This is a genomic window from Nocardia sp. NPDC058176 (assembly GCF_042883805.1).
Lineage (GTDB): Bacteria > Actinomycetota > Actinomycetes > Mycobacteriales > Mycobacteriaceae > Nocardia.
This window is the reverse complement of sequence record NZ_JBHVVA010000002.1, coordinates 80,848-92,672: the sequence shown is the minus strand read 5'-3', so window position 1 is coordinate 92,672 and position 11,825 is coordinate 80,848. Positions and strand designations below refer to the sequence as shown.

At 68.4% G+C, this 11,825-nt stretch carries 12 protein-coding genes; 3 read left to right on the top strand and 9 right to left on the bottom strand.

Annotated elements, in window-relative coordinates; all coding sequences use genetic code 11:
* Nucleotides 1-13: 13 nt before the first annotated feature.
* The 5 genes from ACFVVM_RS12990 to ACFVVM_RS12970 form a co-directional block, all read right to left on the bottom strand.
* On the bottom strand, nucleotides 14-1,321 hold the full coding sequence (locus tag ACFVVM_RS12990) for a serine hydrolase domain-containing protein (protein ID WP_387617030.1): 1,308 nt from the start codon (nucleotides 1,319-1,321) through the stop codon (nucleotides 14-16).
* Between the two features lie 121 nt (nucleotides 1,322-1,442).
* On the bottom strand, nucleotides 1,443-1,958 hold the full coding sequence (locus ACFVVM_RS12985) for a hypothetical protein (RefSeq protein ID WP_387617029.1): 516 nt from the start codon (nucleotides 1,956-1,958) through the stop codon (nucleotides 1,443-1,445).
* 160 nt (nucleotides 1,959-2,118) lie between these two features.
* Entirely contained in the window at nucleotides 2,119-2,736 is a 618-nt protein-coding gene (locus ACFVVM_RS12980) for a DUF305 domain-containing protein (protein WP_387617027.1), read from the bottom strand.
* Nucleotides 2,737-2,798: 62 nt separating this feature from the next.
* Nucleotides 2,799-3,386, bottom strand: coding sequence for a hypothetical protein (locus ACFVVM_RS12975; protein WP_387617025.1), 588 nt, complete (start codon nucleotides 3,384-3,386; stop codon nucleotides 2,799-2,801).
* Between the two features lie 61 nt (nucleotides 3,387-3,447).
* Entirely contained in the window at nucleotides 3,448-4,029 is a 582-nt protein-coding gene (locus ACFVVM_RS12970; RefSeq protein WP_387617023.1) for a hypothetical protein, read from the bottom strand.
* A 402-nt stretch (nucleotides 4,030-4,431) separates the two neighbouring features.
* On the opposite strand from ACFVVM_RS12970, the gene ACFVVM_RS12965 reads away from it, so the two are divergent.
* Nucleotides 4,432-5,580, top strand: coding sequence for a class I SAM-dependent methyltransferase (locus ACFVVM_RS12965; protein ID WP_387617021.1), 1,149 nt, complete (start codon nucleotides 4,432-4,434; stop codon nucleotides 5,578-5,580).
* 164 nt (nucleotides 5,581-5,744) lie between these two features.
* Nucleotides 5,745-6,605 (top strand): Bax inhibitor-1/YccA family protein, encoded by an 861-nt coding sequence (locus ACFVVM_RS12960; protein WP_387617019.1) that lies wholly within the window; start codon nucleotides 5,745-5,747, stop codon nucleotides 6,603-6,605.
* A 56-nt stretch (nucleotides 6,606-6,661) separates the two neighbouring features.
* Here the strand turns inward: ACFVVM_RS12960 and ACFVVM_RS12955 are convergent, their stop codons facing one another.
* Together ACFVVM_RS12955 and ACFVVM_RS12950 are read right to left on the bottom strand one after the other, a co-directional pair.
* Nucleotides 6,662-7,882 (bottom strand): acetyl-CoA C-acetyltransferase, encoded by a 1,221-nt coding sequence (locus ACFVVM_RS12955; RefSeq protein WP_387617017.1) that lies wholly within the window; start codon nucleotides 7,880-7,882, stop codon nucleotides 6,662-6,664.
* A 59-nt stretch (nucleotides 7,883-7,941) separates the two neighbouring features.
* On the bottom strand, nucleotides 7,942-8,811 hold the full coding sequence (locus ACFVVM_RS12950; RefSeq protein WP_387617015.1) for an SGNH/GDSL hydrolase family protein: 870 nt from the start codon (nucleotides 8,809-8,811) through the stop codon (nucleotides 7,942-7,944).
* Nucleotides 8,812-8,912: 101 nt separating this feature from the next.
* Between ACFVVM_RS12950 and ACFVVM_RS12945 the strand changes: the two genes are divergently transcribed.
* Nucleotides 8,913-10,295 (top strand): cystathionine beta-synthase, encoded by a 1,383-nt coding sequence (locus tag ACFVVM_RS12945; protein WP_387617013.1) that lies wholly within the window; start codon nucleotides 8,913-8,915, stop codon nucleotides 10,293-10,295.
* A gap of 25 nt (nucleotides 10,296-10,320) precedes the next feature.
* Here ACFVVM_RS12945 and ACFVVM_RS12940 read toward each other — a convergent pair whose 3' ends face one another.
* Both ACFVVM_RS12940 and ACFVVM_RS12935 read right to left on the bottom strand, forming a co-directional pair.
* Nucleotides 10,321-10,818, bottom strand: a complete 498-nt coding sequence (locus ACFVVM_RS12940) for a MarR family winged helix-turn-helix transcriptional regulator (RefSeq protein ID WP_387617011.1) — start codon at nucleotides 10,816-10,818, stop codon at nucleotides 10,321-10,323.
* Nucleotides 10,819-11,047: 229 nt separating this feature from the next.
* Nucleotides 11,048-11,665 carry a hypothetical protein gene (locus ACFVVM_RS12935; RefSeq protein ID WP_387617009.1) on the bottom strand — a complete coding sequence of 206 codons (618 nt, stop codon included), beginning with the start codon at nucleotides 11,663-11,665 and terminating at the stop codon, nucleotides 11,048-11,050.
* Nucleotides 11,666-11,825 lie beyond the last annotated feature (160 nt).

The following is an 11,825-nucleotide window of genomic DNA, read 5'->3' as shown; positions in this document are numbered from 1 at the left end:
GAGGCGAGTTCGCCTAGCGGATGCCCGGCGTCCGCGGATCGGTGCCGAGGCAGCCCAGGATGATGCAGCCGGGCGGCGAATCGGCGAACGGCGCCTTGGGAGTCTCGCCGAGGCAGTCCAGGAAATTGCAGCCGGGGTAGGAGTACGGGCCGACGCCGAGGGTGCCGAAGAAGGCGTCCGGGCGCGAGATCATCGGATCGGTGACACTCACGTCGGGCCGCTCCCGATACGGACCGGGGTCGGGAATCCGCACGTCGCGGAACGCCGAGACCAGCGTGCGCATCACATTGTGGGTGTAGTCCGAGGAAGCGCCCGGCATCGCGACACCGGTCCAGTTGAGGACGAGACCGAGGCTGGGCACGATGTAGCTGTCGTTGCGCAGCATCCCCGACATCTTCACCGCGTCATCGGGCAGGCCGGGGAATTCGAGCCGGCAGGGCGCGCCGTTGATCACGAAGAGAAATCCGTAGCAGGGCATGCTCGCCGAGGGGGACAGGGCCGCGCGCATGTAGTCGTCGGAGATCACCTGCTGCTCGTTCCAGCGGCCCCGATTGACCACTAGCAGGCCGAGTTTCGCGAAATCGTCCGGTGGCAGGATGAGATGCGCGTGGCCGTAGGTGTTTCCGGCGCGGTCGCGGGCCCAGTAGTAGTCGGTGCGGGCGATGCCCAAGGGGTCGAACAGCTTTCGCTGGGCGAAGGCCTGGAAGTCCTCGCCGATCGCCTGCTGCACGACGTAGACCAGCAGGTCGACCGCGCGCTGGCTGTAGCGGAACATGGTGCCCTGCGGGCGTTCGATCGGCATGGCCAGCGCCTGGGCGACGACATTGGGATCGAGCTGGGCCAGCCCGGTCGCGCCCTCGGCGACCACGGCCACCTCCATGCCGGAGGACTCGGTGAGCAGATTGCGCACGGTGATCTCGCGATGCGCGGCGTCGCCGAGACCCTCGGGCAGGTAGTCCCCGATCGGCGCGTCGATCGCGAGCAGCCCTTCGTCCACGGCCGTCCCGGCGACGAGGGCGACGATGCTCTTGGTCCCGCTCCACAGATTCCACGCGACACCACCGGATTGCTCGTTGCGCGGGCCGGTCGCGATCAGGCAGTTGTTGCGGTAGAGCTGGATGTTGAACCGGGTGTCGTCGGTGGCCAGGTCCATCGCGGCGGCGACCAGCGCCGGATCGAGGGCGGCCTGCTCCGGGCTCGCGGTCTGCGGCGTGCGGCCGGAACTGGGCGCGCATTGCAGCGCGGTGCCCGGTTCAGCCTGCGCCGAGGCCGGGAGCAGGGCCCCCGAGGTGAGCGTCAGCGCGGTAACCGCCGCTGCCACAACATGTTTCAGATAGCCGCGCACACAACCCTCCCGGAAGACGGACTCCGGAAAGAATCGTGAACGGTAGCGTTCCTGTTACGCGTTTTCGGCCGCTGACGTGCCCCCAATCATGGGGTCCTCAGTCGTAGGAGCGGCAGATCTCGATCGCCTCGTCCTTGGCGCCGTTGAACACATCGATCACGCCGTTGAGCTCGTCGGTGGGCGCGCGGCGGTCGAGCGTGTCGGCCAGGGTGTTGGTGTTGTCGCGGTAGGTGCGCAGCGGCTCGGCGACCTCGGCGACCACGTCCTCGGTGATCTTGCGGTCGAGGTCCTTGGCGTTGTTGCGCAGCGTGGCGACGGCGTCGTTGGCCTTGGTGTCGGTGTCGGGCGCGCGGTTGTTGCTCGCCTCGATGTAGGCGTTGAAGGAGGCCACCGAACTCTTGTTGGCCGCGCGCAGACCGTCGCAGGCGCCGACATTGGCCCGCTCGATCTTCGCGGCCCGCGCCGCGGCCACCTCGGAGGTGTAGGCGGCGAGATCGGTCTGATTGGCTTCGGCCGTTCCCTGCACGTTGTTGGTGCAGCCGCTGAGCAGGATCACCCCCGCCGCGGTGACCGCGAGCGCGGCGCCGAGCCTCACTCGTTCCTGTACTCGCATGTTCCTCTCCTCCCTCAAGGACCGCCGGTCACCGAGATGCGCCGATGCCGAACATATCGACCGTACTGGCTCGGTACGGGTGGCGTCAGCTCGCGACGGCGATTTCGATGACCAACCGAGACGTGCGCCGGGGCCGCTCCGACCCCGGCACACCCCCTGATCAGCCCTGGTCGAGCAGGCCGCGCATGGTGGTGATCTCGGCCTCCTGATCGGCCACGATCGTCGTCGCGAGCTGACGCGCCTCGGGGTTGGTGCCCTCGGCCAGCTCGGTCTCGGCCATGTCGACCGCGCCCTCGTGGTGGGCGATCATCATCTCCAGCCACTGCCGGTCGAAGTCGGCGCCGGTGGCCGATTCCAGCGCGCTCATCTGCTCGTCGGTCATCATCCCCGGCATCGCGTGGCCCTCGTGGCCCTCGCTCGCGGTCGGCGCGGGCTTGCCGAAGCTGGTCAGCAGCTCGGTGATCTGGGCCATCTCCGGGGCCTGGGCCCGCTCCACCTGCTCGGCGAGCGCGATGAGCTCGGCGTTGCTCGTGCGGCTCGGCACCAGCTGCGCCATCTCGACCGCCTGCGCGTGATGCGGGTACATCATCTGCAGGAAGGTGACGTCGGCGTCGTTGAAATCGGTGCGAGCCGCGGCCGTCGCGCTGGTCGAGGTGGTCGTCGTGGCGTGCTCGCCGGTGTGGGTGGACTCGGAGCTGTCGTCGCTACACCCCGCGACGAGCAGGACGGCTGCTGCGGCGACGGCGACGGTCGTGATTCGGGTACGGCTGATGGACATGGTGATCCTCCTGGGGATTCGGTGTGGGTTTCTGGCAGAGCGGGCCGGTGACGGCCGGTCCATCAGATCCGCAGAATCGCCAGTTGGGAGAGCGTGAGAACGGTCCACGGTGGTGGTCGACGGCGTCGGCCGCGCGAGATCTTCGACACCGAACGGGCCTCGGCCGAGGTGTCGCCGAGGCGGTAGAGCAGGACCAGGCTCAACGCGATGGCGAATGCGGCGAGGATGAAGACGCAGGCGTGCACGGCCGCGTGCTCGGAGCAGCCGGGGGCGCCACAGCCGGTGCCCGCGGCGTGGGTGTCGTCCGACTCGCGCGCGACCACGACTTCTTCCGCGCCGAGCGCGTGCACCTCGGCAGTGCGGGTGGCCGGTTGTTCGTCGGCGTCGTGTGCGGCCGGTTGTGGTTCGGCGCTGTGCGCGACCAGTTGCGCGACCGGCTCGGTGGTGGCCGGTCGCCCCTCGGACATGGGTGTGATCGTCGGTCCCGGGGGCTGGTGTGCGGTCGATCCGCTCTCGACGGTGTGGGCGGCATGGGCCGAGGCCGGGGCGAAGACCGCCGAATGCATGGCGACGATTCCGGCCAGCAGCGTCAGCACGGCGAGGGCCCTGGCGATGCCGAGGGCCCGCGGATGCGGAGGCTGGTCGATCACGGCGGCCAGTCTAACCAGCGCGATCGTTCGGCGCTAATACCCGCACACGGTAGGGGTAGGCCTACTGGGTGGCGATGTCGACGACCAGGCGCGGGGGGTCGGCCAGCGCGCTGACGGCGAACGGCGGCCGGTCGGCGTCGACGCCGATGAACGACTGGGTGACGCCCTCGTAGACCAGCGACTTGTATACCCCGGTGATGCCGGGCGCGCCGGGGTCGGTCACCGGATCGGGTCCGGCATACGGCGGGACGGTCGAGTCGAACGGGTAGGCCGAGCCGAGGATGCGGACCTCGAGGATCGACCGGCCCGCCACGTCGACGGCGCGACCGCTGCCGTCCTGCACCGCGCTGTCGGTGTAGGCGACCTGCCAGCCGGGCGACCCGGTGCCGCCGAGTTCGAAGACCACCCGGTCGAAGCCGGGCTGGCTACCGACCCTGATGTCGGTGACGGTGAGCGCGGCACCCGCGTCGGCCGGACCGGACTTCGGGTCCGCGTCGGTGGGCCCCTCGCCGGGCGCTTCGACGAAGGTGCTGGTGGTGCTCGTCGTCGTCGACGGCGACGCGGCCGGCGCGTCGTCGGTCCCGCAGCCGGGCAGTATCAGCGCCGCGGCGGCGATCAGCACGAACACGGGGGCGTTGCGCATGGGGCCGATGGTACGCAGGGGGAGGGGGCCGATGGGGGGAGGAAAGGCGGGCGTGTTCGGCTACGGCAAGTTTGCTGGGGAGCCGGTTCGTGACGGGCTCGGCACAGGTGACGGGCCGGTCGGCGGCCCGTGACGGGCGGTGGAGCCCACGACTGGGCCGACGATGCGCCCGCCGCTGGTCAGCGGTGGTGTGGACAGCTCGCCGTCTCGGGTCGAAATGCTGGGGAACAACGGGATTCGTGCGAGCGTGCGATCCGGGCTCATCTGCAAGGGTGTCGCAAATCGGTGGAAGCTGTTCGTGCTCACCGAAATACATGGTATGACACCGCACTGTGAGCAAGACCACCGACGGATATCAGGGTCGGATGTGACGGTGGGGCAACGATCTAGCACACTTGTCGGGTGGACAGTGTCGAGGACGTATTGAACCGGCTGCGCCGGTATCCGGACGTGGAGGCGCCGAACCTCTATGCCGTCGACGCGGCCGATCGATTGATCCTCGACACCGCCGCGGACGCGCTGGCAGCCGTGGGTAGCGGCGAGGTTGCGGTGATCGCCGATGCCTACGGCGCGCTCACCATCGGCGCGGCCACCCGGCACGACCTCACCGGCCTGCGGGTGCACCAGGACCTGATCACCGGCGAACTCGCGCTCGCGGGCAATGCCAAGAACCTCGGGCTCACCGACCGCTACAGCACCCACGCCCTCGACGCCGACCTGCTCACGGGCGCGCGCCTGGTCCTGATGCGCCTGCCCAGGATGCTGTCCGGTCTGGCCGAGACGGCCGAGGCCATCGCGCGCTACGCCGCCGAGGACGTGGTGGTCTTCGCGGGCGGGCGCGACAAGTACCTGACCCCGGCCATGAACGGCGTGCTCGCCGAATCCTTCGCCCGGGTGCAGGCGGGGCGGGGCAGGCAGAAGTCGCGGGTGCTCGTCGTCGACGGGGCGCTGCCGGTCGGCGAGTCGCGGTTCCCGGTTCGTGAGCACCTCATCGAGATCAACGGTGACGTCGTCGCCTTCGGCGCCGCGTTCTCCGGCCCGCGCCTCGACATCGGCACCCGCTTCCTGCTCGAACACCTCGACCGGATGAAGCCCGACGCCCGCGAGGCCATCGATCTGGGCTGCGGCACCGGCATCCTGGCGGTGGCGCTGGCCAAGTCCCGCCCGCACATCCGGGTGGTCGGCACCGATCAGTCCGCCGCGGCGGTCGCCTCGGCCAGGGCCACCGCGGCCGCCAACGACGTCGCCGACCGGGTGACGGTGGTGCGTGACGACGCCATGTCCTCGGCCGCGGACAACAGCGCCGACCTGGTGCTGTGCAATCCGCCGTTCCACGTCGGGGCGGCCGTGCACACCGGCTCGGCGATCAAGATGTTCGCCGAGACCGGGCGGGTGCTGCGGCCCGGTGGCGAGCTGTGGACGGTCTACAACTCGCACCTGAACTATCGCGGGGTGGTCGAGCGGATGGTGGGGCACACCGACGTCATCGGACGGAACCAGAAGTTCACGGTGACGCGGTCCGTTCGTGGTCTGCGCGACGTACAACGATAGAGACGTACATCGAGAGAGCGGCTCGAACACGGTAGAGTCCGATTTGTCCGAACGGGCGGTGATGCGGTCAGTGGCCGGGTCACTGGGAACTTTGTCCGATCGTGGCGCGTTGGACAGGGCAGTTGGAGCTGTACAGCGACAAACCACTCCAAGAAAGGCGCACGGTGCGTACCTCATCGAATCCGGTGTTCAAGAACTTACCTCGCCAAGAGGGAGTCGGCGGTTACGCGAACTTCGGTTCGGGCACGGCCGGCGCGGTCCAGCTGGGTAAGCAGCAGCAGTACGGCGAGTACGGGCAGCAGTACGGCCAGCCATACCAGCAGGGCCCCGCCACCCGCACGATGACCATCGACGACGTGGTCACCAAGACCGGCATCACCCTCGCGGTGCTGACCGTCGCGGCGATCGCCTCCTACGCGCTGTCCACGGCGAATCCGTCGCTGGCACCGCTGTTCGTCATCGGCGGCGGCATCATCGGCCTGGTGCTCGTCCTGGTCGCGACCTTCGGTCGCAAGATGGACAACCCCGCCATCGTCCTGTCCTACGCGGCCTTCGAGGGCCTGTTCCTCGGCGCGCTGTCGCTGATGTTCACCGACGTCACCTTCGGCGGTGTGGGCGGTAGCGCCCTGATCGGCCAGGCGGTGCTCGGCACCTTCGGCGTGTTCTTCGGCATGCTCGTGGTCTACAAGACCGGCGCCATCCGCGTCACCCCGCGCTTCACCCGCATGCTGATCGGCGCCATGGTCGGCGTGCTGGTGCTGATGGTCGGCAACCTGGTCGCGAGCTTCTTCACCGACGGCGGCTTCGGCCTGCGCGACGGCGGCCCGCTCGCCATCGTGTTCAGCCTGGTCTGCATCGCCATCGCCGCGTTCAGCTTCCTGCTGGACTTCGACGCCGCCGATCAGCTGATCCGCGCCCAGGCCCCCGAGAAGGCCGCCTGGGGCGTCGCCCTCGGCCTGACCATCACCCTGGTCTGGCTCTACATCGAGATCCTGCGCCTGCTGAGCTACTTCCAGCGCGACTGATCCGACAACGAAAAGCGGCCCACCTCATCGAGGTGGGCCGCTTTTTTCGGTCTACCTCAGCTGAGGCGCTCGATGACGAGGGCCATGCCCTGGCCGCCGCCGACGCACATGGTCTCCACGCCGAACTGCTTGTCGTAGGTGGTGAGGTTGTTCAGCAGGGTGGTGGTGATGCGGGCACCGGTCATGCCGAACGGGTGACCCAGCGCGATCGCGCCACCGGAGACGTTGAGCTTGTCCTCGTCGATCTTCAGCTCACGCGCCGAACCGAGCACCTGCACCGCGAAGGCCTCGTTGATCTCGAACAGGTCGATGTCGGAGACCGTCTTGCCCGCCAGGGCGAGGGCCTTCTTGACCGCCTCGATCGGGCCGAGGCCCATGATCTCGGGGGACAGGCCGGAGACACCGGTGGACACGATGCGGGCCAGCGGGGTGAGGCCCAGCTCCTTGGCCTTGGTGTCGCTCATGATGACAAGCGCGGCCGCGCCGTCGTTGAGCGGGCAGCAGTTGCCCGCGGTGATGGTGCCGTCGGGACGGAACACCGGCTTGAGCTGGCTGACCGCCTCGTAGGTGACGCCGGCACGCGGGCCGTCGTCCTTGCTCACGACGGTGCCGTCGGGCAGCGTCACGGGGGTGATCTCGCGCTCGAAGAAGCCGCTCTTGATGGCCTCCTCCGCGCGGTTCTGCGAACGCACGCCCCAGTGGTCCTGGTCCTCGCGGGAGATGCCCTTCAGCCCGGCGACGTTCTCGGCGGTCTGGCCCATCGCGATGTAGGCGTCGGGGATCAGGCCGTCGGTGCGCGGGTCGTGCCACACACCGGCGCCGCCCTCGGCGGTCTTGGCGGTGCGGGCCTCGGCCTCGGCGAACTCGGGGTTCTTGGTGTCGGGCCAGCTGTCGGCCGAGCCCTTGGCGTAGCGCGAGACGGTTTCGACGCCGGCGGAGATGAACACGTCGCCCTCGCCGGCCTTGATCGCGTGGAAGGCCATCCGGGTGGTCTGCAGTGAGGACGCACAGTAGCGGTGCACGGTGGTGCCGGGCACCACGTCGAGACCCAGCTTCACGGCGACGATGCGGCCCTGGTTGAAGCCACCCTCACCGGCGGGCGAGCCGGTGCCGAGGATGATGTCGTCGATCTGCGTCGGGTCGAGCGCGGGCACCTTGGCCAGCGCAGCCTGCACCATCTGCGCGGTCAGGTCATCCGGACGCATTCCCGCCAGTGAACCCTTGACGGCACGACCGATGGGGGAGCGGGCGGTGGAGACGATGACGGCCTCTGGCATGAGGACTCCTTTTCAGATGGCTGCGTGAACGGCTGTTTACATACCGGTCATTTCTGAATCTACGTCTCGCTGTGCGCTATCGGAAGGGCAGGGCGAGTACGCACGGCTTCGACCAGAACAGGAAGCAGTTGTGCCGCGGCCAGTTCGTACCCGGCCGCGGAGGGATGGAACCCGTCGGTGGCGAAGAGGATCTCCGGCGAGGCCTTGAACTCGGAGGCGACCAGCGGTGAACCCATCGGCACCGCGATGCCGCCGGCCACCTTGGTCGCGACTGTCTGCGCCTTGGCCAGGCGCACACTCCAGTTCGCCACCACCGTGCGCAGTGGCTGCGGGATCGCGGTGACGGTGCCCAGGTTCGGGCAGGTGCCGACCACCACCAGCGCGTCGGCCTGGCGCAGCCGTGCCACCGCCGTGGCCAGCCTGCGCGCCGAGGCCCGGATCGAGTGCTTCTTGGTGATGTCGTTGGCGCCGACCAGGATGACCGCCGCGTCGGGCGCTGGCCCCGCCACGAACATCGCGTCGACCTGCCCGGCCAGGCCCTTGGAGGTGGCGCCCGAGATCGCCTTGGTGCTGAGCCGGATGCGCAGCCCGGTGGCCTCGGCCAGCCCGCGGGCCACCCGCACCCCCGGCACGTCGGCGGCGCTGAGGCAGCCGAGCCCGGCGGCGGTGGAATCGCCGAAGACCATCAGATGCAGATCGACGGGCGTGCCCTTGCGCCACGGCTCGGGCAGTACGGCGCCGGGCGCGTACACGCCGTCGGCCTCCGGCGGCTTGGAGGTGTCGCGGCCGATGACCGCGCGAGCGGCCCCGGCCTGGGTCATCAGCAGGCGATAGGTGGCCCAGGAAACGGTGCCGGCGCCGGACCCGGCGAGCACCGTGGTCGCCCCGGTGACAACCGCGGTCCGCCAGCTGATTCGAGGTGCGCTCACACTGGAAAATTCTACGACGTGGCCCGCCGGAGACGGTGCCACTGCTCACAGGATCCGACCAGGTCGAGCCCCCGAGCTATGGTTCTGCAACGATGGAGAGCATGCGCATTGCGGATCACGTGGTCGACCTCATCGGTAACACCCCCCTGGTTCGGCTGAACTCGGTGGTCGGCCCGGACGCGGGCCTGGTGGCCGCCAAGATCGAATACCTCAACCCGGGCGGCAGCTCCAAGGACCGGATCGCGGTCAAGATGATCGAGGCCGCCGAGAAGGACGGACTGCTCAAGCCCGGTGGCACCATCGTGGAGCCCACCTCCGGCAACACCGGCGTCGGTCTGGCGCTGGTCGCCCAGCAGCGCGGGTACAAGTGCGTGTTCGTCTGCCCGGACAAGGTCAGCGAGGACAAGCGCAACGTGCTGCGTGCCTACGGCGCCGAGGTCGTGGTCTGCCCGACCGCCGTGCCGCCGGAGCACCCCGACAGCTACTACAACGTCTCCGATCGACTGGTCCGTGAGATCGAGGGCGCCTGGAAGCCCAACCAGTACTCCAACCCGGGCGGCCCGGAGAGCCACTACGAGTCCACCGGTCCCGAGATCTGGCGCGACACCGAAGGCAAGATCACCCACTTCGTCGCGGGCGTCGGCACCGGCGGCACCATCAGCGGCACCGGCCGCTACCTCAAGGAGATCTCCGGCGGCAAGGTCAAGATCGTCGGCGCCGATCCCGAGGGCTCGGTCTACTCCGGCGGCACCGGCCGCCCCTACCTGGTCGAGGGCGTCGGCGAGGACTTCTGGCCCACCGCCTACGACCCGTCCATCCCCGACGAGATCATCGCCGTCTCCGACGCCGACTCCTTCGAGATGACCCGGCGCCTGGCCCGCGAGGAGGGCCTGCTGGTCGGCGGTTCCTGCGGTATGGCCGTGGTCGCCGCGATCGAGGTGGCCCGTCGTGATCCCGAGGCCGTCGTCGTCGTGCTGCTGCCCGACGGTGGCCGCGGCTACCTGTCGAAGATCTTCAACGACAAGTGGATGAGCTCCTACGGCTTCCTGACCACTCCGCTCGAAGCCGGGCCCGAACCCCTGGTCGGCGACGTCCTGCGCGGCAAGTCCGGCGCCCTGCCCGACCTGGTGCACACCCACCCGTCGGAAACCCTGCGCGACGCCATCGAGATCCTGCGCGAATACGGCGTCTCCCAGATGCCCGTCGTCGGCGCCGAACCGCCCGTCATGGCGGGCGAGGTGGCGGGCAGCGTCACCGAACGCGACCTGCTCTCCGCCGTCTTCGAGGGCCGCGCCCAGCTCACCGACTCCGTCGCCCAGCACATGAGCCCCTCGTTCCCCCTGATCGGCTCCGGCGAACCCCTCTCCAGCGCCACCAAGGCCCTCTCCGACACCGACGCCCTGATGGTCGTCGAAGACGGCAAGCCGGTCGGCGTCATCACCCGCCACGACCTCCTCGGCTTCCTGAGCACGGGGTCGATCTGATTCCAGACTTTCGGGACCGAGATTCTCAGGTCCTCGAATAGGGATCCACGTCGCGCAGCCGTTGCCGGTGAATTCGCTGTAATTCACCGGCGCGGGTGAGAAAGTCCGCGATTGTCTCCAGTTCGGCGGGGTCGAAATACTTCAGCAGCATCTTGTAGCTCTCGACGAATATGGGTACGACGAGTTCCTGTACTCGATGGGCCGCGAGTTCGGTGGCCATCACCACCACGCGACGACGGTCGGTCGGGTGCAGCGAGCGCGCGATGTAGCCCTGCTTCTCCAGCCGGTTGAGCATGATCGTGACACCGGCGGAGGTGAGGCCGAGCCGTTCGGCCAGCAGTCCCGGCGTCGTGCCCTTCTCGTCCTCGAGCAGGACGATCTCCAGCGCCCGCCGATCGGTCTCGTTCACGCCGAGCACCCTGATCAGTTCGCGGGTCAGCTCCTCGACGGTTCCGTGATAGAACTCCAGGGCCCTTTTGAGCTCGACCGAGATCCGGGCGGGTTCGGTTGGTCTAGGGCGCACAGGCGTTCCCCTCGATCACTGGAAACAGGCAACCGCTCGGATCGGCAGCCCGAACCGTGGCTGACGAACATCACGAGAGCCGACACCGCTCCTGGCGCGGTGGTGTCGGACATGCACTGTACGACACCACCGCCGACGCGATGCCGCGCATCGCGCAATTCGGTCCAAGTGCCCACTTCACCAAACCGTAAGTGGGCCAATGGTTATCGGGAACGGAAACCCGGCCGGCTCAGGTGACCGAGGTGGTGGTGAGAGTCGGCGAGGGGTTCGGGTAGCACGCGGTCGCGACATTGCCGACGAACGACACGTTGGTCGTCATCGTCATGCCGGGGCTGGTGTAGCTGGTGCCCGCGTACTTGCTGGTGATCGGCGTTCCGGCGGCGCCCGCGGTGACGTTGATGGTCACCGCGGGCGGGGTGAAGCTGGTGCCGCCCGCGATGGGTCCCGGCACGGTCAGGACGACATTCCCGCTCGAGGTGTCGACAGTGCCCGCCACCGTGCCGCCGGAGACGGTGGCCGAAACCAATGTCGAATTCGCCGGAGCCGGAATGGTCATCTTCAGATTGCTGATGTTGTTGACGGTGAAGCCGGACGCCGAACTGGGAACCGACGAGGCGCCCGGCGTGACGGTGATGGCCACCGCGGAGCCCGACGCCGCCGAGCCCGGCGCGGTACCGGTCACCGAGGTGGTCATGCTGGAGGTCTGACCGATGCCGAGGATGGTGCCCCGGCAGCTCCAGTTCACGCTGATGGGGTCGGCGTGTGCCGGTGGGGCCAGACAGAAGACGGTGGCGATGGCCACCGGGGCGAGGATGCCGGCGCGAAGCAGGGGCGAGGTCGATCTCATGGCTGTCTCCAGGAAATGTTGAGCAACGGTACGATGGGTTGTCGGACCGCAATTCGGGGTGTTCGAAAAATATAGCCCGGCCGCCATTCTTTCGTGTCGAAATCATCAATTCACGAGTTTGAAATCATCATTGTCTGCGATTAGATATTCACTCTGAATA